Source organism: Acinetobacter sp. TG2027 (genome assembly GCF_000302435.1).
GTDB lineage: Bacteria > Pseudomonadota > Gammaproteobacteria > Pseudomonadales > Moraxellaceae > Acinetobacter > Acinetobacter pittii.
This window is the reverse complement of record NZ_AMJN01000053.1, coordinates 225978-251282: the sequence shown is the minus strand read 5'-3', so window position 1 is coordinate 251282 and position 25305 is coordinate 225978. Positions and strand designations below refer to the sequence as shown.

Annotated in this window: 22 protein-coding genes; 13 read left to right on the top strand and 9 right to left on the bottom strand. The window is 37.3% G+C overall.

The features are described from left to right. Window positions 1-92: 92 nt before the first annotated feature. Window positions 93-2324 carry a TonB-dependent siderophore receptor gene (locus B806_RS0115315; RefSeq protein WP_017403207.1) on the bottom strand — a complete coding sequence of 744 codons (2232 nt, stop codon included), beginning with the start codon at window positions 2322-2324 and terminating at the stop codon, window positions 93-95. A 158-nt stretch (window positions 2325-2482) separates the two neighbouring features. Next, the gene (gene ybaK, locus B806_RS0115310; RefSeq protein ID WP_017386867.1) at window positions 2483-2950 is read right to left on the bottom strand and encodes a Cys-tRNA(Pro) deacylase; all 468 of its coding nucleotides are present in this window, start codon (window positions 2948-2950) and stop codon (window positions 2483-2485) included. A 189-nt stretch (window positions 2951-3139) separates the two neighbouring features. Here ybaK and B806_RS0115305 point away from each other — a divergent pair, with 189 nt between their 5' ends. The 4 genes from B806_RS0115305 to B806_RS0115290 all read left to right on the top strand — a co-directional run bounded on the left by B806_RS0115305 (window position 3140) and on the right by B806_RS0115290 (window position 7791). Then, on the top strand, window positions 3140-3442 hold the full coding sequence (locus tag B806_RS0115305; protein WP_005076193.1) for a hypothetical protein: 303 nt from the start codon (window positions 3140-3142) through the stop codon (window positions 3440-3442). A gap of 234 nt (window positions 3443-3676) precedes the next feature. Further along, entirely contained in the window at window positions 3677-5050 is a 1374-nt protein-coding gene (locus tag B806_RS0115300) for an AarF/ABC1/UbiB kinase family protein (RefSeq protein WP_017386866.1), read from the top strand. Window positions 5051-5278: 228 nt separating this feature from the next. Then, window positions 5279-6562 (top strand): acyl-CoA dehydrogenase family protein, encoded by a 1284-nt coding sequence (locus B806_RS0115295; protein ID WP_171057079.1) that lies wholly within the window; start codon window positions 5279-5281, stop codon window positions 6560-6562. A 23-nt stretch (window positions 6563-6585) separates the two neighbouring features. Next, window positions 6586-7791, top strand: coding sequence for an acyl-CoA dehydrogenase family protein (locus tag B806_RS0115290; protein WP_017386864.1), 1206 nt, complete (start codon window positions 6586-6588; stop codon window positions 7789-7791). Between the two features lie 125 nt (window positions 7792-7916). On the opposite strand, the gene B806_RS0115285 is transcribed toward B806_RS0115290, so the two are convergent. Continuing rightward, a complete protein-coding gene (locus B806_RS0115285; RefSeq protein WP_017386863.1) occupies window positions 7917-9128 on the bottom strand; it encodes an alkane 1-monooxygenase in 1212 nt (403 codons plus the stop codon). Between the two features lie 171 nt (window positions 9129-9299). Here B806_RS0115285 and B806_RS0115280 point away from each other — a divergent pair, with 171 nt between their 5' ends. Then, a complete protein-coding gene (locus B806_RS0115280; RefSeq protein ID WP_047473260.1) occupies window positions 9300-10262 on the top strand; it encodes an AraC family transcriptional regulator in 963 nt (320 codons plus the stop codon). Window positions 10263-10307: 45 nt separating this feature from the next. Here B806_RS0115280 and B806_RS0115275 read toward each other — a convergent pair whose 3' ends face one another. The 3 genes from B806_RS0115275 to B806_RS0115265 all read right to left on the bottom strand — a co-directional run bounded on the left by B806_RS0115275 (window position 10308) and on the right by B806_RS0115265 (window position 13202). After that, window positions 10308-12173: a SurA N-terminal domain-containing protein gene (locus B806_RS0115275; protein ID WP_017386861.1), complete on the bottom strand. Its 1866-nt coding sequence runs from the start codon at window positions 12171-12173 to the stop codon at window positions 10308-10310. A 131-nt stretch (window positions 12174-12304) separates the two neighbouring features. Beyond that, a complete protein-coding gene (locus tag B806_RS0115270; RefSeq protein ID WP_001043034.1) occupies window positions 12305-12577 on the bottom strand; it encodes an HU family DNA-binding protein in 273 nt (90 codons plus the stop codon). Window positions 12578-12746: 169 nt separating this feature from the next. After that, window positions 12747-13202 (bottom strand): phasin family protein, encoded by a 456-nt coding sequence (locus tag B806_RS0115265; RefSeq protein WP_002117904.1) that lies wholly within the window; start codon window positions 13200-13202, stop codon window positions 12747-12749. Between the two features lie 208 nt (window positions 13203-13410). Here B806_RS0115265 and B806_RS0115260 point away from each other — a divergent pair, with 208 nt between their 5' ends. The 8 genes from B806_RS0115260 to fdx all read left to right on the top strand — a co-directional run bounded on the left by B806_RS0115260 (window position 13411) and on the right by fdx (window position 19526). After that, entirely contained in the window at window positions 13411-14058 is a 648-nt protein-coding gene (locus B806_RS0115260) for a hypothetical protein (protein WP_017403206.1), read from the top strand. Window positions 14059-14167: 109 nt separating this feature from the next. After that, on the top strand, window positions 14168-14641 hold the full coding sequence (locus B806_RS0115255) for an Rrf2 family transcriptional regulator (protein ID WP_002117915.1): 474 nt from the start codon (window positions 14168-14170) through the stop codon (window positions 14639-14641). Window position 14642: 1 nt separating this feature from the next. Then, a complete protein-coding gene (locus B806_RS0115250; RefSeq protein ID WP_017403205.1) occupies window positions 14643-15860 on the top strand; it encodes an IscS subfamily cysteine desulfurase in 1218 nt (405 codons plus the stop codon). A 66-nt stretch (window positions 15861-15926) separates the two neighbouring features. Then, window positions 15927-16313: a Fe-S cluster assembly scaffold IscU gene (gene iscU, locus B806_RS0115245; RefSeq protein ID WP_002117907.1), complete on the top strand. Its 387-nt coding sequence runs from the start codon at window positions 15927-15929 to the stop codon at window positions 16311-16313. Window positions 16314-16343: 30 nt separating this feature from the next. Continuing rightward, window positions 16344-16664, top strand: a complete 321-nt coding sequence (iscA, locus tag B806_RS0115240; RefSeq protein WP_002117986.1) for an iron-sulfur cluster assembly protein IscA — start codon at window positions 16344-16346, stop codon at window positions 16662-16664. A gap of 90 nt (window positions 16665-16754) precedes the next feature. Further along, window positions 16755-17273 carry a Fe-S protein assembly co-chaperone HscB gene (gene hscB / locus B806_RS0115235; protein ID WP_002117921.1) on the top strand — a complete coding sequence of 173 codons (519 nt, stop codon included), beginning with the start codon at window positions 16755-16757 and terminating at the stop codon, window positions 17271-17273. A 37-nt stretch (window positions 17274-17310) separates the two neighbouring features. Beyond that, entirely contained in the window at window positions 17311-19170 is a 1860-nt protein-coding gene (gene hscA / locus B806_RS0115230) for a Fe-S protein assembly chaperone HscA (RefSeq protein WP_017403204.1), read from the top strand. Window positions 19171-19187: 17 nt separating this feature from the next. Continuing rightward, the gene (fdx, locus tag B806_RS0115225; protein ID WP_009387062.1) at window positions 19188-19526 is read left to right on the top strand and encodes an ISC system 2Fe-2S type ferredoxin; all 339 of its coding nucleotides are present in this window, start codon (window positions 19188-19190) and stop codon (window positions 19524-19526) included. Between the two features lie 55 nt (window positions 19527-19581). On the opposite strand, the gene B806_RS0115220 is transcribed toward fdx, so the two are convergent. The 3 genes from B806_RS0115220 to mfd all read right to left on the bottom strand — a co-directional run bounded on the left by B806_RS0115220 (window position 19582) and on the right by mfd (window position 25202). Further along, window positions 19582-21048 carry an adenylate/guanylate cyclase domain-containing protein gene (locus B806_RS0115220; protein ID WP_017403203.1) on the bottom strand — a complete coding sequence of 489 codons (1467 nt, stop codon included), beginning with the start codon at window positions 21046-21048 and terminating at the stop codon, window positions 19582-19584. A 56-nt stretch (window positions 21049-21104) separates the two neighbouring features. Next, entirely contained in the window at window positions 21105-21539 is a 435-nt protein-coding gene (locus tag B806_RS0115215; RefSeq protein ID WP_002117900.1) for an HIT domain-containing protein, read from the bottom strand. A 201-nt stretch (window positions 21540-21740) separates the two neighbouring features. Beyond that, window positions 21741-25202 (bottom strand): transcription-repair coupling factor, encoded by a 3462-nt coding sequence (mfd, locus tag B806_RS0115210; protein ID WP_017386855.1) that lies wholly within the window; start codon window positions 25200-25202, stop codon window positions 21741-21743. Window positions 25203-25305 lie beyond the last annotated feature (103 nt).

The window sequence follows — 25305 nt, the reverse complement described above, 5'->3', positions numbered from 1 at the left end:
TTTTCATTTAATAATGCAAGTTTATTTTATTATTTTTTTAAATTTATTAGGGAAAACCTATGATTTATAGATATTCCCTATCTCACTTCACATTAATAATTAAATGTATAACTGAGGCCGTAAGTACGTCCTTCGGCTGGTATGCTTTCTACAAGACCGTATACTTTTTCTGCTTGTTGACTATAGGCAGTTCGATAATCTCTATTCCAAACATTATATACACCAAAATCTATACGTCCTTTCCAAGCTGGAAAATGTGCCAAAACATCCATCGTGCTATAGCCTTTAATTTTTACAGCTGAAAGTGAGCCATCTTTTACTGCTTCATTTGTACCTTTTATAGCAAGCATTTGCACACGAGCACCATATCCTTCATCACTGTTCCACTCGGCAAAAACAGTACCTTTGATTGGTGAAACTTGAAAAGCATTCAACTCTTTCCATTTACCATCCGTATCTTTATATTGACCACGCGTATAACCAATTGTTCCCCCAACTTTAAACTCTTCCATAAATGGATAGGTCGCCGTTAATTCAGCACCATAAACACGCTGGTCTTTGTCCATAACTTCAGCAACAGTTTCTTTATTACTGTTCTTGTAGAATTGAATAACTTTGTCTGAGGTATTATAGAAACCTGTTATACCTAGATTTAGGCTCTGCTCTCCTTGTAAACGCCAGCCTAATTCATAGCTGTTTACACTAATAGGTTGGATATTAGCGGTTGATATATTAAATGCATCACGCATCATCCGTTGTACATCTGGAAAGCTAAAACCTTGAGAGAAATTAGCAAATATTTGCTGCTCATCTGTTAATTTATATATCGCTCCCAAATTGAATAAAACAGCATCGTCATTTACAGATCCGCTTGGTTGTATCCCATTTTTAGTCGAATACTGTTCTGTTTCAGCTTTAATATATTGGTAACGAGTACCAGCCTGGACATTCATACGGTCTGTTAAAGCGTAATCACCTTGTATAAAAACGCCAGCACTTTGAATTGTTGTATTTGGACCGGCATCAGAAGTTTTACCTGTAGGTTTATAGGTCAAACCTGTATTAAATGCTGTGAAATGCTCATAATGTTGATGATCTTTTTCATGTTCATAATCTAAACCATAAGTTAGATTAAGATCACGATTCATAATATTTAAATCACTTTGTACTGTTGAACGCAGACCAGCCACTTCGATTTCAGATTGAGATTGCTTTGCTTCTGTACCTTCCCCTCCTAAAAAGACTGGAAAGAAACGAGCATCTTCTTTACGGTAATATCCTTCTAAATTTAAGACCTGACCTAAAATATCTTTATTTTGGTATTGAGTGTTGAATGCATAGCGCTCTGTAAAAGGCTGATTAGATATTTCTAAACCCTTTTTCCCAATATATGAGTTAGGCGCTCCTCCATAAATATAATTTTTCCCATAATCAGGACCATAATTCGTATCTTGTTCATCCTTATAATACTGTGCACCCAAACTTAGTGATTGGTTATCAGTTAAATCTATATTTATACGACTATTAATATCAATTGTATCAGTATCAGGACGGCTACCTTGCATAGGTGCTATAGCAATACGATCACCATGGCTATCGAACTGAGATCCGCGACTAGTGAAATTAGCCCCTAAGAAACCATTTATATTATCTTTATTAAATGAAATAGATTGGCCAATTTCATAAGCTAGACTATCACTTCGAAATGTATCGGAAGACGTAATACCAAGTTTAGTTTCAAAACTTACTGGTTTAGTCGAATCAGCACGTTTCGTAATAATATTAATAATCCCGCCGGTAGAACCTGATCCATAAATACTTGTAGCTCCTGAAAGAACTTCAATACGTTCAATCATGCCTGGACTAATACTATTTAGCTGCCGAGCAACATCGCGTGATCCATTTTGTGATATGCCGTCAATCATAATCATGACATCACGACCACGCATTGTTTGCCCATAGTTGGTAGTCGTTCCACTACTTACCCCAAGTGATGGAACCAACTGAGCCAGTATATCGGCAATTTTTCGTCCAGCAGTTGCCTGTTGTTCAATTTGCTGCTTTTCAATCGTTTGAACTGTGCCGGCAATTTCAGCAATATTTTTGGGCGTCCTTGTCGCCGTCACTATAATTTTTTGCAATTGAGCTACAGGCTGTTGTGTCGGTTGATTATTAAGGATTTCCTTTTCAATATTTGTATTTGCATAAACCTGCTGCGCAAATACTGCTGCTAGAGCAATACAACAAGGTTTTAATTTAAAATACTGTGATTCAGCACACATCAGATGATTTGAGTTAGCCCCAACCTTTTTGTATTGATTCATTTTCCCTTTCTCCAAACCCAAAAGTTATTAGATGGTTATAAGGTTCGGCATAATACTAAATATAAATAATAATGAGAATTGTTTTTATTAAAAGAACTTGATTTAATACTACCTATCTTAAAATTAGTTAATTTAATGAGATAAGAAAAAGATTTATATTACTCATCAAGTACATCAACAAATTGAGCATTTAAGAGTTGTGCTAGATCTTTCGGGTTTAAGCCAATATCTAGTCCCCGTTTTCCTCCACTCACATAGATTTTGCTGAATTCTTGTGCAGATGCATCAATAACGGTTTTTAAGCGTTTCTTCTGACCTAAAGGACTAATCCCTCCGACCAAATACCCCGTTAAACGTTCAGCGTCTTTTGGATTGGCCATTTGCAATTTTTTACAGCCAAACGCCGTAGCCACTTTTTTTAAATTTAATTGATGATTAACTGGCAATACTGCAACAAAAAAATTCTTATCATCGCTAACCATCAATGTTTTGAATACCTCCCTTACATCTAAATTTAGTTTTTCTGCTGCTTCTAATCCAAAACTTTTAGCATTTGAATCATGCTCATATTCATGGATTGAAAATTCAATTTTATTGCTTTTTAACAGTCTACATGCAGGAGTCATAATAAGTAGTGTTATAGATGAAATTATTTGGATTATAGTTTTTTCTAAAAAATTTTTAAATTTGCTTAGGCTATTTACAAGAATTACATAAAAAATCAAACAGCAACTGAATAAAAAATAATCTCAACTTGATATTCATGGCTCGACTCCATATATTTTATTTAGATTTAAGTCTGAGCTGACAATTTTATGAGTTATAAACACAACAATCTGATGGCTATGCGTCACCGTTTTTGGGATGAATCTTCAGATTATGTCTTAAATGAAAAGCAGTTTTTACAGCAGACGTTAATTGAACAAGGCATCTTTAATAACGCAACACTCGAGGATGTTAAGTATTTTTTCTATACCTTACCCAGCATTATTATTGTAAAAGCTCATGCACTTGGTTTTATGCATGATTCAGTCAAACAAATGTTATTACAGCATATTCAGTCCAATCGCCTTCACTTAATGCAGAAGTCTGAATTGAAGATCCAATTTAAAATGTAATTTAAGTTTTTGTGAAAGATCCGTTTTTACCCTAGTTTTACTCACCTGAACGCTGTAAGTTTCTTAAATTTTAAAATTGCTTAGGCTATTTTAAAGTTAATGAAATAAAGATAGCCATTTCGACTGATCATTCAGTCTGAGAGAACTATTTTAATACGCTCAAAACATGTAATATTCGTTACAATTTTAGATCACCAGCGTTTGGCTGCATGATGCGCATAGGATTCTATTTTCATGTCAAATCAGAAAGATAAGCTTAAGAGTTTAAAAACTTCTTCCATGGATCGACGCTTATCAATCGCGAAAGCTTCTTTACTTGCAGGAACACGTTGGGCAACTGCAAGTGCCTCTTCTTTATTTTCTAATGAGGAAGAAAAAGAAAAGAAACGCAAAAAAGCGATGAGCGAGCAAGCTAATTATCTGGTTTCTGAAATAGGTAAACTTAAGGGTTCTATTGTTAAGATTGGCCAAATGATGGCCCTTTATGGTGAACATTTTTTACCTGAAGAAATTACACAAGCATTAAACACCTTAAATAACCAGACAGTTGCTTTAGATTGGCCTGCAATTAAGCCGCACCTTCAAGAGCAATTGGGCGCTAAATTAAATGATTTAACAATTGATCATGAGCCAATTGGTACGGCCTCTCTCGCACAAGTACACCGTGCAACGCGTAAATCAGATGGTTTAGAGTTAGTTTTAAAGATTCAATATCCGGGCGTTGCAAATGCTATTGACTCCGATATGAGCTTGTTTAAAAACATGCTTAAACTGACGCGTATGGTTCCACAAACCCGTGAATTTGATCAGTGGTTTGATGAAGTACGTGAAATGATGCATCGTGAAGTTGACTATGATGTTGAAGCTGCCACTACTCGTCGCTTTGGTGAACGCTTAAAAGATGATGAGCGCTATATTGTTCCTACAATTGTAGATGAATATTGCACAAATCAAGTGCTCTGCATGACTTTTGAACGTGGTGTGCCAATTAATAGCCCTGTGATGTTGTCATTACCTCAAGAACGTCGTAATCAACTCGGTGAAGCGTCATTAGAGATTGCGGTTCGTGAAATTTTTGAATGGGGTGAAATGCAAACTGACCCTAACTTTGGTAATTACCTTGTTCGTTTAGGTAATGGCCAAGACATTCAAGATAAAATTGTATTATTAGATTTTGGTGCTATTCGCCAGTTTGATGAACACTTGCTATCAGTTGCCCGTCAACTCATTCAGGCAGGTTATCAACATAATAAAGATGCAATGGTCAAAGCCATGACTGGTTACGAGTTCTTTGATGCGATGCCTGAAAGTATTAAACCAGGTATGGCTGATGTCTTTTTACTTGCAACAGAAGCATTCAGTACTCCTGCAAATAACCCAGATATGCCCGCTGGTCTTATGGATGAACACGAACGTTATGACTGGAAGAAAAGCCAGCTTCATAGCCGTGTTATGCAACAAGCTAGTAAATCAATGGCTTCACGTTATTTTTCAGTTCCGCCAAAAGAGTTTATGTTTATTAGCCGTAAATTCATTGGAGCCTACACATTTATGACGGTTATTGATGCAAAAACCAATGTGCGACGTATGATTCGTAACTTTGCTTGATTTAATGAAAGACTAGAATGATTCCATGTCATTCTAGTCAATCCTTCTCGGCTCCCCAACATTACAATTATTTTAAATAAATAAAATCAAAAACTTATAATTTTCTTATTTTCTATTTACCATTTATCTACTCATTTTTCGAATGTCAGTAACGACATAGTTTTTTAATATAAGGCGTGTCAGCATAAAACAATAACAATGTGTTAGGACACCATAATCATGACAAGTATGATCAATAAAGCTCAGGGTTTGGGTTTATCGCTGATCACAAGATTGGCTGGAAGCGATGTACTTGATCAACTCAAGTTGCGTAAATTTGTTGAAAAATCTCTTTATCAAGGTTCAAAAGCTGGCTTTAGAGCATTAACGCAGACTCAAAAAGCATTTAAGCCCGAGCAAATCTCTCAACAACGTTTACCTCGCCAACAAAAAAATTTATTTGATTTAAGTTTAACCGAAGAACAACAAATGACTTCTGAAGCAATGTCTCAATTTGCTCAAGAGGTTTTATTGGGGTTAGCTCATAATGCCGATCAGGAAGCTCAGTTTCCTGAAAGTCTTTGGCAATATGTTGAAGATTTAGGACTTAACTACTATGCACTTCCAGAAGCACTCGGTGGAGTAGCGGCCGAACAAAATATCGTTAGTAACTTATTAATTGCTGAAAAACTAGCTGAAGGTGATTTCAGTCTTACAGCAGGATTACTCAGTACATTTAGCGTTATTAATGCAATCACACGTTGGGGTTCTGCTGAAGTTCAGTCGATGTACCTACCATGTTTTGCAGAAGACTCAGACATTACAGCAACTTTTGCTGTTCAAGAAACAACTCCAGCATTTAACCCTTATGTTTTAAAAACAAAAGCATCACTTGAAAATGATCAGTTTTTTATTGATGGTGAAAAAACATTAGTGATTTTAGGCGATTTAGCTGATGTATTTTTAGTAAGTGCAGACTTTAACGGCAAGCCAGACGTATTCGTCGTGCAGTGTAATGAAACAATTTCAATAAAAAACACTCCGGCCATGGGTCTTAAAGCGACAGAAACAGCAACTCTTCGCTTTAATCACACTCCTGCTCTACGTTTAGGTGCAACAGATTTTGATTACACTGCTTTTTTAGATTTGGGCAACTTAATGTGGTGTGCAATGGCTGTGGGTACATGTGAAGCTGTAAAAGCTTACTGTATTAAATATGCCAATGAACGAACTGCATTCGGTGAACCTATTTCACATCGTCAAAGTGTCGCTTTCATGATTGCAGATATGGCAATTGAAATTGATGCAATGCGTATGTTGATTTTAAATGCAGCAAGCCTTGCAGAGTCAGGCAAACCATTTCACCGCGAAGCTTACTTAGCTCATCTACTTTGTGCTGAAAAATCCATGAAAATTGGTACAGACGGTGTGCAAATTCTTGGTGGACATGGTTTCACAAAAGAACATCCCGTTGAACGTTGGTACCGCGATTTACGGGCTACTGCAATTTTACAATCTGGCTTACATGCTTAAAAGATCAATCAGAGGATACTTTAATGAATTTACAAAATCCTAAAAAATTCAAAATGATGATTGATCAGGCACATGATGTTGCGATCAATGTTTTACGCCCTATTTCTCGCAAATATGATAAAGCTGAACATGCATATCCAAAAGAACTTGATATGCTCGCCTCTCTCATCGATGGCATGAATGAAGGTGGTGAAGGAATTAATGCTGGTGCTGCGGGTGCTGGAAAGCGCGGTGATACCGACAATGAAGGTATTCGCAATGGAACTAACATGTCGACCGCTCTTGGAATTATTGAGATGTGTTATGGCGATACAGGCTTATTACTGAGTATGCCTCGTCAGGGTCTTGGAAACTCAGCAATTGCTGCTGTCGCAAATGATGAGCAATTAGAACGGTTCAAAGGAACATGGGCAGCAATGGCCATCACCGAACCGGGTTGTGGTTCCGACTCTGCCGCTATCCGTACCACAGCAACCAAAGATGGCAATGACTATATTCTAAATGGTGAAAAGATTTTTGTGACCTCAGGTGAACGAGCAGACTCTGTCGTGGTTTGGGCTACACTTGATCGCAAACTTGGCCGTGCAGCGATTAAATCATTTGTCGTACCTAAAGGTACGCCCGGTATGAAGGTCGAACGTCTCGAACATAAATTAGGAATTAAAGCATCAGATACAGCAGTCATCAGTTTTATTGACTGCCGTGTACCAGCAGAGAACCTTTTGGGTAATGCCGAAGTAGATGTCGCTAAAGGTTTCGCCGGAGTAATGGAAACTTTTGACAATACACGCCCTCTAGTTGCAGCAATGGCAATCGGTTGTGCGAAAGCTTCACTAGAGCGTATTAAAGAGATTTTTAAAGATCAGCTTGATCCTGACTACTCGACTCCCTATCTGCATGCTTCTAACCTTGCAGCACAAATCTACCGCATGGAGGCTGAATGGGAAGCTGCTCGTCTGCTCATGTTAAAAGCAACATGGATGGCTGATAATAAAAAGCCAAATTCTAAAGAAGCTTCTATTGCAAAAGCAAAAGCAGGTCGTGTTGGTAACGAGATCACTTTAAAATGTGTCGAGTTAGCAGCAAGTCTAGGCTATAACGAAGATGAATTACTTGAGAAATGGGCACGTGATTCAAAAATTCTTGATATTTTTGAAGGTACTCAGCAAATTCAACAATTAATTATTGCGCGTCGTGAGCTTGGTAAATCTTCCAGTGAATTAAAATAAAAAAGACGCAAGAGAATCTAAACTCTCTTGCTTCATAACTCTAAGATTTATCTAAAAGATAAAACCCTCTAATCACATGATTAGAGGGTTTGGTATTTCAGGAATATATATTATTTATTCAATTTTTATGCTTCTAATGATTTATCTACTGCACCAAATTTTTTGAAGATTTTTGCACGTCGTTTTGGTGAAATATTCGCTTTGTTCAAATCACCTTTATAGTGATCAAAAACTCGTTTATCCATTATTTTGAACCACAACGAAGGAATTAACGCAGGTAATAACATACTTGCATAACCACTTGGTAATTCTGGCGCCTCATCAAAATGACGTAATGCTTGGAATGGACGAGTCGGATAAGCATGATGATCTGAGTGACGCTGCAACTGGTACAGAAATAAGTTTGTTACTACGTTGTTATTGTTCCAGCTATGCTCTGGCATTGTGCGCTCATATTGACCATTTTCTTTTTTCTGACGCAGTAAGCCATAATGTTCAATATAGTTAATAATTTCAAAAAGACTAATGCCATAAAATGCTTGTGTCGCTAAATATGGAATTGTACTTTTACCAAAAATTCCCACCATAGAAGCATGAAAAGCAGCACTCATTCCCCAGCCTTGTAATAATTCATTATCTGCTGACCAGAACTCTTTTCCTTTACGTTTTAAACGATTTTTCTCGATTTCAATTGCAGACTTAAATGAACCTACAACTGTACGTGGCCAGAACTCATAAAATGTTTCGCCCATACGTGAAGAAGCTGGATCTTCAGGAGTTGCTGCACGTTTATGGTGTCCATAAGGATGTTCGATACGGAAATGGTTATAACCTGTAGGAACTAAAGCAAGATGAGATAAAATATGATCAATACGATCATGCTTATGACTTAATTCATGGGCTGTATTAATCGCAATACCATTAATCGCCCCCATTGAAACACCGAGCAAAATTTTATCAATGAATGACGTAGTTTTACGGCTTGTTAAATAACATGCATAAACATTTGCAGCATATTGCAATGGAATAAAACTCTTCACAAGACGTGAATAATATGGATCTTTTTCAAGTAGTTTAATTTCTTCGTCGGTTGGATTACGTGCATCCTTCCCAATAACAGTATCAATTGCAGGGATCACAACATGTAATAAAAGTGGACCACCTAAAGCGAAAACTTTTTTTAATGGGCGTGGGCCAAAATGGTAACCAGCTAAAATACCTAAACCAATTACAGGTAGAGCTGGACTAATCATCCATAAATAGCGCTTACGATCTATCTCACGCATAGACGCTGGCACTGGCATAAGTTCTTGCTGAACATTTACTGGTGCATTCATAGTCATATTTCCTTTTTCTATATATCTATATAGTTAAAGAAATAGTACTTACTTAACAGTAGTAACCGTCCAAAAAACCTATTTCAAAGTCTTTGGCATTTTCTTCCACTTTTTTGTCCTAAAAACACATGTTGATCTATTCTCATAGCTCACTATAATTTTATTAAAATAATGATTGATCATTTAAAGATGGATGCACTAAGTAAATTTTTTGATGATATTCACCTTAATAAGTCTGAATACATCTATTTAAAAGCACAAGGAGAATGGGCTTTTAAAACACAAGATCAATCTGCTTTACTTGCCTATATTGTTTTAACTGGTTCAGTATATATTCAACTTAATGCGTCAGAAAAAATAATTGCGACAGCTGGTGATATTATTTTAATTCCTTCCGGAAAAGCACATAATGCCACCGACTCAAAATCAACAGCAACTAAATTAGTAGATTCATTAGATATTACTTCGCTTTTTAACGGTCATAGACAAGACGCAATCGAGTTTGGCACCTCCTCTCCAGATAAAACATTATTACTGTGTTTGCGCTGTCAGATTGATACTCATATGGCAGGCCCTTTGATTAATGCATTACCTTCGATCATGCATATTCAGCACGAAAATCAAACCAACCCACCCGAATGGCTACAAATTGGGCTTTATTTTTTAGCAATTGAAACTCAAAAAATCAGGCCGGGACATGACAAAATTATTGATCATTTAGTCAGTATTCTTCTCATTGAATGCATTCGTGATCATGTTCAACAAATGACAGATCAACAAAACTGGCTAAGTGCGTTAACCCATCCTGAATTGAGTAATGCCCTATCTGCTATTCATAGCCAACCAGAAGTCGCTTGGACAGTTGAATCTTTAGCAGAACAATGCTGTATGTCACGGTCCAAATTCGCAAATCTATTTAATAGTATTATTGGCGAACCACCTCTAACTTATTTGCAACATTATCGTTTTCGTTTAGCAAGTCAGTACTTACGCACAAGTAATTTTTCAATTCAGCAAATATCAAACAAAGTCGGCTATTCATCCGAGACTGCTTTTAGTCAGGCCTTTAAAAGAATTTTTGATTTATCACCTAAACAATATCGACAGCAATATATAGAACATCCTCTCGATTAATAGAAAAAAAAAGCGCCGAAGCGCTTTTTTTATTTGATCACATTCTTATTTAATTTTTGCATGTGATTTTAGATATTGGCTGTAATCTTCCAATATTTGTTGGCCACGTGATTGGCGATAAAGTTGTTTTAGCTGTTGTAATTGATCAGCAGGAATAGCATTAGCGGCTGATGAATTTACATTTGAAACTGCAACGACTACCAGTTCATTTGGCAAGTTTGCTGTTGTAACAGACCACATACCCGGTTTAGGGGTAGCTAAACTAAATGCTGCACGTTCAATTTCACGCTTTAAACCCTGTGAACGACTAAATACGCCAGCTGATTCAAATGCGACTTTATTTTTAGCAACTACTTGTTCTGCTGGTTGAGTTTTAAACTCAGTCAACATGGTAGCAATTTTTGCTTGGGCTGCTTTACGCGCTTTTGCATCGATAACTTTGGCTTTTGCTTCATTCAGCGCTTGCGCTAATGGTTTTACACCAGCTGCGTGGTAATCACGCACTTTAACCCATACCGTATCACCATTTGCTAATTGAATATTAGATGATGCATTACGGTCACCATTTTTCACATCATCATTAAATAGCTTAATTTTGACACTTGGATCACTTAAATATGGTTTTTGAGTTGCTAAAGTTACACCATTCAATGATTCAACTTTTGCACCTTTTACTTCTTGTACAACAGCTTCTAAAGAATCATTACCAACAATTGTTTCATTCAAACTGTTTACGGCATCTGAATAAACCGTGGCAACTTTATTCTTTTCAACCTCAGCCGTTAAACGCGCTTTCTCAGCTTCAAATGAAGGGATTTGGTTAGCTTGAGTTTCTGCTTCAATAATATGATAACCATATTGTGTTTTTACTGGCTGCGAAACTTGTCCATTTTTCAAACTTAAAACAGTTTTATCAAATGCATCCGAGAAAACACCTGGAGCATATGCTTCAACTAAACCACCTTTTGCTTTTGAACTAGGATCTTCAGAGAACTGCGATGCAGCTTGTGCAAACGAAAGACCACCCTGAATTTTCGCATAAACTTCTTTTGCAAGTTTTTGAGCAGCTGCGTCATCACGAGCATCAGTAGTAATTAAAATATGCTTTACAGTTCGTTTAGCATCTTTTTTCTGAGTTTCAACAAACTTTGCATAAGCTTGCTGAAGTTCAGCTTCAGTTGCAGGAGCTGGTTTAGCCATCATTGATGGAGATAAGACAACATAATCAACATCAACCGAAGCCTGTTGCTTAAATTCATTTTGATGCTTGTTATAGTAATCTGTAGCTTCTTGATTAGATGCAGTTAAACCTGTTTTGTAAGCATCTAATTTAATACTAGCTAAATGTAACGTACGTTGTTCAGTTTGCAAATTCGCAATTTGCATTAGATCAACTTTGCTTACTAAAGAGTAATCAGCAAAGGTTGACGTTAACATTTTCAAAGCATGATCTTGACGTAGGCTTGCTATTAAACCCTGACTCGTCATGCCAATAGAACGTAAGTAATTTTCATAGAGTTTTTGTGAGAATTGACCATTCTCTTGCAAACTAGGCTGCTGAGCTAACATTTGCTCAATTTGAGCATCACTCAAAGAGATACCTAATTTTTCTGCTTGCTGTATTAATAGATTACGTGACACCAAAATATCGAGTGCCTTAGCCTGAATGACAGGCAAATTAAGTAAACTTTCATCCCCTTTAACAGCAGCTAAATATTGTTCTTTGTAAGACTGAGTTAAAGTTTCAAGGTCTTTTTTAGATATTTCTTGGCCGTTTACTGTTTTTGCAACATCAGCCTTGTTTCCCCTATTAAAATATCCTTCAATACCTACAAGTGCTAAAGGGGTCAAAAACAAAATTAGAAGGACTTTGCCGAGCCAACCCTTAATGACTGTACGAAACGATTCCATAAGTATTCCAATATTTTATTTCGAGGAGAATTTTAACTGAAAAACCACAATCAATGAATGAGCAATATTGGTCAATTCAGATATTTAATAAAAAACGCGCCTATATTGGCGCGTTTATTCATCTTAAAAGATTAAGCTACTGAATCTTTAAGACCTTTACCAGCTTTAAAGCTAGGTACTTTAGTTGCTTTAATTTGAAGCTCTTCACCAGTTTTAGGGTTACGACCAGTGCGTGCAGCACGTTCTTTAACACTGAAAGTACCAAAACCAACTAAAGTTACTGTGTCACCTTTTTTAAGTGCTTCAGTAATTGACGCAATTGTCGCATCGAGTGCCTTGCCTGCATCAGTCTTAGATACTCCCCCTTTTTCAGCAATTGCATCGATTAATTCTGATTTATTCATGAATAAAACATCCTCTTAATATCGTTTGTTTAAGGTCCAAGGCTATAGTTTAAAAGGCCATGACGCCTTTATAGCAATGCTTTAGGGGAAAACGCAATACTAGAGCAGGGCTTTTAGCAAAAATAAATGCTAAAAAACTGTTATATATTTGCTAAATCCCAACATTTTTTTACTTTTTATTCAATTTTTCTTTCAAATGTTGATTTTCTTCTATTAAAGCATCCACCTTAATATGCAGTTGTACAAGCAGCTGTTCGATGTGTTGCAAATCCTTCGGCGTCACCAGCCCAATACGGTTTAAAGAGTGATTAACACTCGTATCAAGAATCTTTTCTACTCTGTCTTTTGTTTCAGATACAGATTCTTTTGCTTTTTCTGTGACCTTGCCAACAGTATTGTCTGCCAAGTCTCCAGTTTTTGATTCTAGCTCCTCACCCACTTTAACCAAAGAATCAAAGAGCTTATTTCCCTCTTCTTCCGCACGTGAAAAAGCACCAAGTCCTGCTAGCCAAATTTGCTTAGTATACTTCCTAAAATCTAAAGCTGATTTTCTTGAACTTTTTGATTTTAATTTATTTTTTTCTTCCGACTCTTCTATCTGGGTATCTGTATTTGCATTATCCATTAATCTAAACTCCTAATCAGATGAGAGAAATGATGACTGATTTGACCACAAAATATTTCTATAATATCAAAGTAAAGACTTGATCCATTTACAAAACTGTTCTACAAAGCAAATAAGTCATGTAAATATATTTAACACGACATTGTGTTAAGTTTGGGATAGGATGTCCCATTCTTCAGTTAATTGCTATTTCTAAGGATAAACTTTTATGAGTGAAACGCAACAAAGACAAAAACATCCGCGTCTGTTGCTGAATATTGTTCTAATTATTTTAGAAACTTTTTTTTCATTTATTCTCACCCACGATGGTGCCCTTCGCTTGCAAGCGAAAAAGTTTATTTTGAACAAAACAACGATTCGTATTAATAGCTATTTACCTTTCTTTGACTTCTATGTTCAATTTACAGAAAAAGGTTTGTTATTCGATATTCACTCTTTTGATAGACGTATTGATCTTGAGATCAATAGTACGCTTATCGATTTAATTAAAATTTTTGGTTTTTCTAACCAACGCTGCCTTAAAAATATGCGTATTGATGGTGATGAGGAAACGAAAAAGGAACTTCTAGATTTAATTTCTCATTTAACTCTTCCAAAATTGCTAGTTGACTGGAAACAGTGGTTTAACACTTCAGATGATGAAGCTGAAACCCTTGCTTCACGTAAACGGATCGCTCCATTACTTGAGAAAATTGATCAACAAAGATCAGAGATCAACTCCCTTCACGTCGAAATTAAACAGTATCAAAATCGAATTACTCGCTTACAACGACGTCAACGAAATATTAACCTCTCCTTTGGTATAATTAGCCTAATATTTATTGTTTATTTCATATATAATTTGTGGGTTGCCTAATTTATTTTTCTATTTTGTTCCTACACTTGAATTAAAAATAAAAAAACTTGACTATTTTAGTCGGGATTCATAAAATCCTATTATCTAGTCTTAACATGTGTATCGAATCATGCGCCTTACAACTCGCGGTCGCTACGCAGTGACTGCTCTACTTGATTTAGCTTTGCAGCCAACTGAACAAACGATCACGCTCGCCGAAATTGCCGCACGCCAATCCATTTCAGTTGCTTATTTAGAACAGTTATTCGCAAAACTTAAGCGTCATGGGTTAGTTTCTAGTGTTCGTGGTGCAAATGGTGGTTACCATTTGGCTCGAAATGCTGATGAAATTACTGTGTTAGAAATTATTGAAGCTGTAAATGAAACGGTTGATGCAACACGTTGTGACCATAAAGGTAACTGCCAAAATGGTGCAATGTGTCTCACTCATGATTTATGGCAAGAACTCTCTCATCATATTGCCGACTATTTAGCAAAAATCTCTCTTGCCGACCTCATTAGCCGAGACAACGTTCAAACTGTTGCATTACGCCAAAATGTGACTGGCACAGATTCAGCTCTTTTATCGGGTACAGGTATTTGATATGAAACGTCCAATTTATCTTGATTACGCAGCAACCACTCCAGTAGATCCGCAAGTTGCAGAACGTATGATGGAGTGTTTAACTTTCGACGGTACCTTTGGTAATGCTGCGTCTCGTTCCCACGCTTATGGCTGGCAGGCAGAAGAAAAAGTTGAATATGCACGTGAGCAAGTAGCAAATTTAATTAAAGCTGATCCACGTGAAATCGTTTGGACTTCTGGTGCAACTGAATCAGATAACCTTGCCCTTAAAGGTGTAGCTCAATTCTATGCATCTAAAGGCAAACATATCATTACAAGTAAAATTGAACACAAAGCTGTTCTAGATCCTTGTCGTGAATTAGAAGAACAAGGCTTTGAAATTACTTATTTAGAGCCAGAACCACAAACAGGTTTAATCACTCCTGAAATGGTTAAGGCTGCCCTTCGCTCAGATACTATTCTTGTTTCTCTTATGATGGTAAACAATGAAATTGGTACAGTTACAGATGTAGCAGCGATTGGTGAATTAACACGTGCCAATAAAACATTTTTCCACGTAGATGCAGCACAAGCAGCTGGTAAAGTTGATATCGACTTATCTACGATGAAAATTGACCTTATGAGTTTCTCTGCTCATAAAATTTATGGTCCAAAAGGTATCGGCGCATTATATGTACGTCGTAGCCCGCGTGTTCGTCTAAAAGCACAGATTCATGGTGGTGGTCATGAGCGTGGTATGCGTTCTGGTACTTTGGCTACTCACCAAATCGTTGGTATGGGTGAAGCTTTTGAAATTGCAGGCAAAACAATGCATGCAGAACAAGAGCGTCTCCGTAAACTTCGTGACAAACTTTGGAACGGTTTACAAGATCTTGAACAAGTGTTCTTAAATGGTCACCCAACTCAAAACGTTGCAAACTATTTAAATGTTAGCTTCAACTTTGTTGAAGGTGAATCTTTAATGATGTCTCTTAAAGATGCTGCTGTATCAAGTGGTTCTGCTTGTACTTCTGCAACTTTAGAGCCTTCATATGTTCTTCGCGCATTAGGTTTATCTGATGAGCTAGCACACAGCTCAATCCGCTTTAGTTTTGGTAAATACACAACTGAAGAAGACATTGACCACGTGCTTACAATTACCAAAGCCGCTGTTGAGAAATTACGTGAACTTTCTCCGCTTTGGGATATGTACAAAGAAGGTATCGATCTTTCTACAGTTGAATGGGCAGAACACTAATTATTGAAATTAGTGTTTTAACCCTCATATTAATATTAGGCTGACCCCGAGGTTTGGAGAAGCGAAATGGCTTATAGCGAAAAGGTAATTGATCATTACGAAAACCCACGTAATGTTGGTGTTTTAGATAAAAACTCTGAAAATGTTGGTACAGGCATGGTGGGAGCACCTGCATGTGGCGACGTGATGCGTTTGCAAATTCAGGTAAATGATAGTGGTGTGATTGAAGAAGCACGCTTCAAAACTTATGGTTGTGGTTCTGCAATTGCATCAAGCTCACTTGTAACTGAATGGTTAAAAGGTAAGACTCTTGATGAAGCTCAAGCGATCAAAAATATTGATATCGCAACTGAGCTTGCTCTTCCTCCAGTAAAAGTTCACTGCTCTGTACTAGCTGAAGATGCAATTAAAGCTGCGATTGATGATTACCGCAGTAAAAAATCTAAAGCTTAATTTGTTACCATTGTAAACGTTGGAGTTTTCATGATTCATTTAACTGAAAATGCTGCGACTCATATTAGCAATTACCTTAAAAATCGAGGTAAGGGTGAAGGCATTCGCGTGGGTGTGAAAACTTCTGGTTGTTCTGGGTTGGCTTATGTTCTCGAATTTGTTGATTCTGTCGATGAACATGACCAAGTTTTCGAACAATTTGGCGTTAAGGTTTTTGTAGATCCAAAAAGTCTTGTCTATTTAGAAGGCTTAGAAATGGACTACGTAAAGAATGGCCTTAACGAAGGGTTCGAATTTAACAATCCCAATAAAAAAGGTGAATGTGGTTGCGGTGAGTCTTTCACTGTATAACTCCCTCTTCTCCTTCCATCCTTTTCATTAAAACAGTGACTTTTTATAGCACTGTTTTAATGTATTTAATTAACGTGGACCTCCTTTCTAATGAATCATTTTGAGTTGTTCAATTTACCCGTAGAACTCGATATCGATTTGGCGAGCTTAAAATCTAGTTTCTTAAGTTTGCAACAGCAATATCACCCAGATAAAGCAGAAGATAAAGATCAGGCATTGATCAAATCAAGTGAAATCAATCAAGCTTTTAAAGTACTTTCGCAAGTAGATAGCCGCGCTGCTTATCTATTAGCATTAAAAAAGCAAGATCATCACCTTGATCAATCCATTAGTGATTTTGAGTTCCTACAATCAGCTCTAGAACTTCGTGAGCAACTTGATGAAGCAACTTCACAAGAGCATTTAAGTACTCTTAAGCAAGAAGTTTTTCAGTGGATTGATGGCTTAGTTCGCGAATTTAAAATTGACTACTCAGATGAAGATTGGGGCGAAGCTCGAGATACTGTACGTAAATTACGTTTCTTTCAGCGCGTTCTTAACGATATTGAAAAAGCAGAAGATCAACTGTTGGATGATGAAGACAACTTTGATTTAGACGATGATTTTTAATTTGCTTTTTCCAATTTATATTCAAAGGATTTAACTCATGGCACTTTTGCAAATTGCTGAACCGGGTCAATCCAGTGCCCCACATGAACACCGCATTGCGATTGGTATCGACCTAGGAACAACACATTCTTTAGTTGCGACAGTGTTATCAGGCAAACCAAAAGTCCTTAACGACGACAAAGAAAGACGACTTCTTCCTTCTATTGTGCATTATGGAAATGATGTCACTCATTATGGTGAAGAAGCAAAACCTTTCATTATTGCTGATCCAAAAAATACAATTGTTTCTGTAAAGCGTTTTATGGGACGCTCAAAAGCAGATATCAAATTTCAACACCCATATGAATTAGTGGGTTCTGAAAATGAGATGCCAGCTTTCGAGACACGTTCCGGTCGTAAAACGCCTGTTGAAATTTCAGCTGAAATTTTAAAACAACTAAAAGAACGTGCTGAATCTAGTTTACGAAACCCAGTAAATGGAGCGGTAATTACTGTCCCCGCCTATTTTGATGAAGCACAACGTCAAGCAACACGCGATGCTGCACAGCTGGCTGGTTTGAATATATTACGCCTATTAAATGAGCCAACTGCTGCTGCTGTGGCTTATGGTTTAGATCAAGAAACGAATTTAGCTACAGATCATAACTATGTGATTTATGACCTAGGTGGTGGTACTTTCGACGTATCAATCCTACGTTTTTCACAAGGTGTCTTTGAAGTATTAGCTACAGGTGGTCATACTGCTTTAGGCGGTGATGATTTAGATCGTCTCATTGTTAAGTGGGCTAAAAAACAATTAAATATTGATACGCTAAGTGATGAAAACTATGCAGTATTTATTGTTGCTGCTCGCCAAGCAAAAGAACAGCTCTCTACACAAGAATCTGTTCAGTTAAAACTACTTGAAAATGTACTAACACTTGATCGTTCAACCTTTGAGAGCATTATTCAAGTTGCTTTAGACAAAACAATCAGTGTTTGCAAACGCGTTTTACGTGATGCAAAACTTGAGTTATCAGATATTCAAAATGTTGTTTTAGTAGGTGGCTCTACCCGTTCGTATGCTGTTCAGCAAGCAGTTCGCAATGTGTTTAATCAAGAACCACTTTGCACAATTAATCCTGATGAAGTAGTCGCGATTGGTGCTTCTATTACAGCCAATCAATTAATTGGAAACAGCCAAGACGGCTCACTACTTTTAGATGTTACTCCTCTTTCTCTTGGCTTAGAAACCATGGGTGGATTAGTAGAGCGTCTTATTTCACGTAATACTGCTATTCCAGTTGCTCGCCGCCAAGAGTTTACTACTTATCAAGATGGCCAGACTGCCATGCTGATTCATGTAGTTCAAGGTGAAAGAGATTTAGTCGAACACTGTCGATCGTTAGGAAGATTCGTTCTTCATGGCATTCCCCCAATGACTGCTGGTCAAGCACGTATTGAAGTTACCTTTCAAGTAGATGCAGACGGCTTGCTTACTGTTTCAGCTCGTGAAACAACTTCAGGTGTACAAGCTCAAATTGATATTAAACCATCTTATGGTTTATCAGAGTCTGACACTGAACGCTTGCTAATTGAAGGTTTCCAACATGCAGAAGAAGACAAAAATCTGCGTCATTTAAAAGAAACCAAAGTTGAGGCCCAACGCGAGCTTGAAGCATTAGAACAAGCTTTGAAAGTGGATGCTGATTTACTCAATAATGAACAGCTCGAAGCACTTAAAGCCGCTGAAAACTCGCTTAAAGTACAACTTGAAGGCAATGATATTCAAGCAATTGAAAAAGCAGTAGAACAACTTAAAGTACATAGTGATGCTTTTGCTGCACTACGTATGAATCGACATATTGACCACGCCTTAAAAGGTACAAAACTTGAAGATTGGTCAAATTCAAACTAAAGGTATAGGTGATCAATATGCCCCGCATTAAAGTACTTCCTCACGCTCAATTTTGTCCTGAAGGCGCAGAATTTGAAGTTGAACAAAATGCAAATCTTTGCCAAAGTTTGCTTGATCGAGGAATTAAAATCGAACACGCATGTGACATGTCATGTGCTTGCACTACCTGTCACGTAGTAGTTCGTAAAGGTTTTGATAGCCTAGAAGAAATGGATGATGTTGAAGCAGATCTTTTAGATCGCGCTTGGGGTCTTGAACCAGATTCTCGCCTCTCATGCCAAGTAAAAATTGTTGATGAAGATTTAGAAATTGAGATCCCTAAATATACAATCAACCACGCTTCAGAAAATCATTAATCGTGTTAATAAAAAAAGCTGCTTTAAAAGCAGCTTTTTTTATATTTTATAGACTCTAAACTTGATCTTGTTGGTCTATTTCTAAAGTTTTAACTTCATCTTCAAGTCTTAACTGCGCTATACCTTGAGTATTCACTAAAGTTTGTTGAACTTTAATTCGTTGAATCATTTTCTCAAGCACTTCTACTAATTCAGGATATTCATAGTTTTGTACTTCTTCTAAATTAAGTACCAAGTGAAAGCCTTTATACTCATAATCGAACCATTGCTGATGATCCGATTTATTGCCTGTATATTTCTCCATCACTTGCCATGTCTTTACCGCACCTTGAATACCTTTTAGATAAATCGGTGTTTTAGGTGCGCACAGGAAATCACTTTTGATTAATTGATAAGTATCATCTGAAATTAAGATTTCATCTATTTCAGCAGCATATTGCAGACGAGCCGCTAAATTCACATCACGACCTACAATCGTATAAGCCATACGATGTGTTGCCCCATAATTTCCTACGTGGCAATAACCAGTACTAATGCCCATTCGGATATGCAATGCTGAGTAACCCATTTTTTTCCAGCGCTCGCGCAACAATTTCATTTGCTGACGCATAGCGATTGCCATTTCTACACAGGCTTTGGCATCTTGCTCCACACCTTGTGAATTCGGATCACCAAAAAATATAAGGATGGCATCACCCATAAATTTATCGACTGTGGCTTCATACTGTTTAGCGATTTCTGTCATATGACTTAAATAGTCATTAAGCAAAAATGCTAAATCATCTGGAATCAAAGTTTCTGATAACTCCGTAAAACCCTGGATATCAGAAAAAAACACTGTCATTTTTTTACGCTTATATTCAATCTTTGCTTCAGCCTCACCGCGCATAATAGACTGCCATAACTGTAATGGCGCATAACGACTTAACTGATTAGCAAAAGCAATATAGCGGGTCATTTGGTCATAGTAATGTTGACGCTGTTGACTGATTTTTTTAACCCAACGATGCTGGTAGTAGTTTCCGATGGTAATAAACATAACCAAGCCAAGAAGTGTAATTACAGTCAACTCTTGGCTAGTAGGCTCAAAATATGTATAAAAACCAAATAAAAAGAAAGTACTTAAATAAAAAATAATCGCGCCTAACAAACTGGTCAAACAAATGACTGCGAAAGAAATACGACTATTAATTGCTGAATAAAATAATGCAAAAATTGCAATAAATGTAGGCACCAAATTAAGATGCAGACCTGCTAAGGTAACTGCTACAACAATTGCATCGATTGCAAAGAAAACACTTTTTTGAGTTTTTTTATCGAATTGGTACTGAAGCCAATGTTCTAACTTCGAACTAATAAAAAGCAGAAATAGGAAAAAAGGTGGAACATAGATCTGATAATTTGTATTAGGTGAGGTAAAAGCATAGATCACTAAAATTAATGACAGAATTGAATATCCCATCAAACGATGAAAATATGCAAACTGCTTAGGCTCTCTATCGATAAACCTCTCTAATTGCACCCTATCCTCCACACCTCAATGTAGCCACATTCCTATAAATGTGGCATTGCATTGATTTAGTCCATGCGCCAATCAAATGGCATATCACCTTGACCACGTAACGCAAGCATAAGAGTTTGACGCATATGAGCCAGCACATCATTTGTATAAGGAACCGCAGGTGTCCCCCATACTGGTTTAGGCCATGCAACATCATTCTGATAACGTACCACATGATGGAAATGCAATTGAGGCACCATATTCCCCAAAGCTGCAACATTCATTTTATCAGCACGGAATACGCGAGATAGCTGGCTAGATAACCAACTTGATTCACGTAAAAACTGTTCTTGGTCAGCTTGGCTCAACTCATATAGTTCTGTGATTCCCGGCACACGAGGGATTAAAATCAGCCAAGGGAATTGCATATCATTCATTAAACGACATGTTGAAAGCGGAAAATCGCCTACAAAAAAAGTATCTTGAGCAAGTTGTGGATGCAAACTAAACATATCTTTTATAAATGACAATAAACAATAATGGCTAATACTATCACATCAGTTTTGATGTGAGTATTGCTAGTCTCTGGTTTGATTACAAATAACAATGATTTTATGCACTTATTCTCCCAATAGCCCGAGAAATCGTGCATAAAACTCTGTTATCAACACACAAAGGATTTGTATAGAATGAAAATCACTTTAAAACACTATTTAAGCATGTAATTCATTCAATAATTTCGCTAATAAATCATTAATAAATTGGATTCGTTTTTCCTGTTCCTCAAGCTGAACCATAACCTTTAAACGTTGACCACCTTCCATACGATAATAGGTTGGATGCTTTTGCATGAGTTGAATAATACTGATGGCCTGAACAGGTGTATCAGGCGAGAATTCAATATTGCCGCCTTGAGTATTAATATCGATTTTAGTAATCCCTAACTGTTCAGCTTTCAGTCGAATTTGATGAACACTAAATAAGTGTTTAACTGATTGCGGTGGAACCCCAAAACGGTCAATAAGCTCCATACGGATATTGTCGAGCTTTTCTTGGGTATCTGTATTACTAATACGCTTATAGAATAATAAACGCTGATGTACGTCACCTAAATACTCATCTGGAATCAGTGCAGGAATGTGTAAATTAATTTCTGCTGTTAACGATAAAGGTGCATCAAAATTCGGTGTTTTCCCTTGTTGAATCGCCTTAGTAGCTTTTTCAAGCATTTCCATATACAAGCTATAACCAATTGCCTGCATTGAACCACTTTGCTGCTCACCTAAAAGTTCACCGGCACCTCGAATTTCTAAATCTTCTGTAGCCAGCATGAAACCAGCACCTAAAGTTGAAGCACGTTGTATTGCATCTAGACGTTTTTCAGCATCACCTTTTAAATGCTTTATCGAAGGAACCAATAAATAGGCATAAGCTTGGTGATGTGAACGTCCTACACGGCCACGTAATTGGTGTAGTTGAGCTAAACCAAGTTTGTCAGCCCTTTCTATCAAAATAGTGTTGGCATTTGGAACATCAATTCCAGTTTCGATAATTGTTGAACATACCAATACATTGTATTCTTTGTGATAGAACTGTTGCATGACTTGCTCAAGTTCTCTTTCCCTCATTTGTCCGTGAGCCACTGCTACACGAGCTTCAGGAACAAGCACGCGAATATTTTCAGCTGCTCTCTCAATCGTATCAACTTCATTGTGCAAGAAATATACTTGGCCACCACGTAGTAACTCACGCAAGATCGCTTCTTTAATAGACGCTTCGGTATGTTCTTGTACAAAGGTTTTAACAGCTAAACGACGGGCTGGCGGTGTAGCAATGATAGATAAATCACGCATTCCCGAAAAAGCCATATTTAAAGTACGTGGAATTGGTGTAGCTGTAAGTGTTAACATATCAACATCTGCGCGTAATGCTTTAATACGCTCTTTATCACGCACACCAAAACGATGTTCTTCATCGACTACCATTAACCCTAGATCTTTAAACTGTACATTTTCTTGTAAAAGTTTATGGGTACCCACCACAATATCGACTTTGCCCTCAGCAAGATCTTCAATATTTTTCGTATGCGTTTTATTTGAACCAAAGCGTGATAATACTTCAATACGAACAGGCCAGTCGGCAAAGCGGTCTTTAAAAGATTCATAATGCTGTTGAGCAAGTAATGTCGTCGGTACTAATACAGCGACCTGCTTACCATTTTGCACCGCAACAAATGCTGCTCGCATTGCAACTTCTGTTTTACCAAAACCAACGTCCCCACAAACAAGTCGATCCATCGGTTTAGCTTGTTGCATATCATAAAGCGTCGCTTCAATAGCATTGGCTTGATCAAGTGTTTCTTCATACGCAAATCCGCTTGCAAATTGCATATAAAGCGACTGATCGACTTCAAAGCCAAAACCAGGTTTTGACTGACGACGTGCCTGTATATGTAGCAACTCTGCTGCAACATCATGAATTTGTTCTAAAGCTTTACGTTTAGCCTTACTCCACGCGTCAGTTCCAATTTTGTGTAATGGTGCTAAATCTGGATCTCCGCCACTATAGCGGCTAATGAGGTGCAAGTTAGTCACAGGCACATAAACTTTTGCCTCTTCAGCATAGTCTAGTTGCAAGAATTCATAATCTTGCCCTTCAATTGCCAAAGTAATTAATCCAGCATAACGCCCGACACCATGATCGATATGAACAACGGGAGCACCTATGCTTAATTCGGTCAAACTACGAATTAGAAACTCTTCTGAAACTTCTTGCTGACGTTTACGACGACGTTGAACTACGCGATGCTCATATAATTGATTTTCTGAAATAACAGACAATTCATCGGTTAAAAGCAAACCACGGTCTAAGGGTGCATTCGTAATCGCAATCGCAAACTGACTTTTCTGGAATTGCTCAAAGCTATCTACGCTAGGAATATCTCCTAGGCTAGCACGCAAGCCATCTCTTAAACTTTCACGTCGACCAGCACTTTCTGCAACCAATAAAACAGGATGATTTGCTTCATCAATATATTTTTTAACTACGGCAAATGGTTTGTCTTTTTTCGGATCAACTGGCAACTTAGGTGGTTGCTCAACCTTAAGATTTAGAGCCCCAGCTTTTTCTTCAACTGCTTCAGCGCTCACAAGCATACGTGGGAATTGATTTAAAGCACTTAGTAAGTTATTTGGTGCAATAAATAACTCATCAGGTGGGAGAATTGGCTGGTCTGCGTTATGGCGTCTATCTTCATAGCGACGGAAAACTTCTTTCCAAAAACTGGTTAAATCAGTATCAATATCATTATTTGTAATTACAATGCAATTCTTTGGAAAGTACGTTGTGAGTGTACTTTGAGATTGCATGTAAGTTTTATCAAAAAATAACGGTAAATAAAACTCAATTCCCGGAGATGCAATTCCATCAAGAACATCTTGGTAAATTGGGTTTTTCTTAGGATTTGCAGTCGGAAAAAGTTCAGAATAACGGTCTCTAAAAATTGAACGAGCTTCTTTTAATGGGAACTCTTTTGCTGGTAAGACGGTAAAACTTTTTAAAGTAGTTGTTGTTCTTTGCGTTTCTGGATCAAAGAATTTTAAAGTATCAATTTCATCATCAAACAGGTCAATGCGGATAGGTGCATCCTGACCAGATGCAAAAATATCCATAATGCTGCCACGTACAGCAAACTCACCATGGTCATAAACCGTATCTACTAAATGATACCCAGCTTGAACTAAACGTAGCTTCTGTTGTTCTAAATCAAATTTTTGCCCCACACGTATATCAAAATGCTCCCCTAAAACCCAAGAATATGGTGCAACTCTTTGAGCTAAAGTGCTTGCTGAAACGAGCAATACACCTTTTTGCGGCATATTCGATAAAATCGCGAGTCGTTCTGAAACAATATCTTGATGAGGTGACAAGCGGTCATACGGCAAAATTTCCCAATCAGGGAAAATTGTCGGTTTTATGCCATAAAATTCAAGTTCACTTTCTAACTGAGCAACATGTTGGTTATTTCGAGCTACTACAACGAGCAAAGATGAATGCTGAACGGCAATTTCTTTGAATAATAATGCAGCAGATGAACCTAATAACGACCCTACCCAACGCTTTTCACCGGCTTTGAGCTGTTGTAAATTCAATTGAGAGATTTCTTGTTGAAACATGTATATGGCTTTTATCAGCTAAGAAGATATGAGCTCAATAGTAGCATGATGTTTTTAGTGAAATGAGTTATTTTTTTGAAAATCAAACTACTAGTTGGCCCTA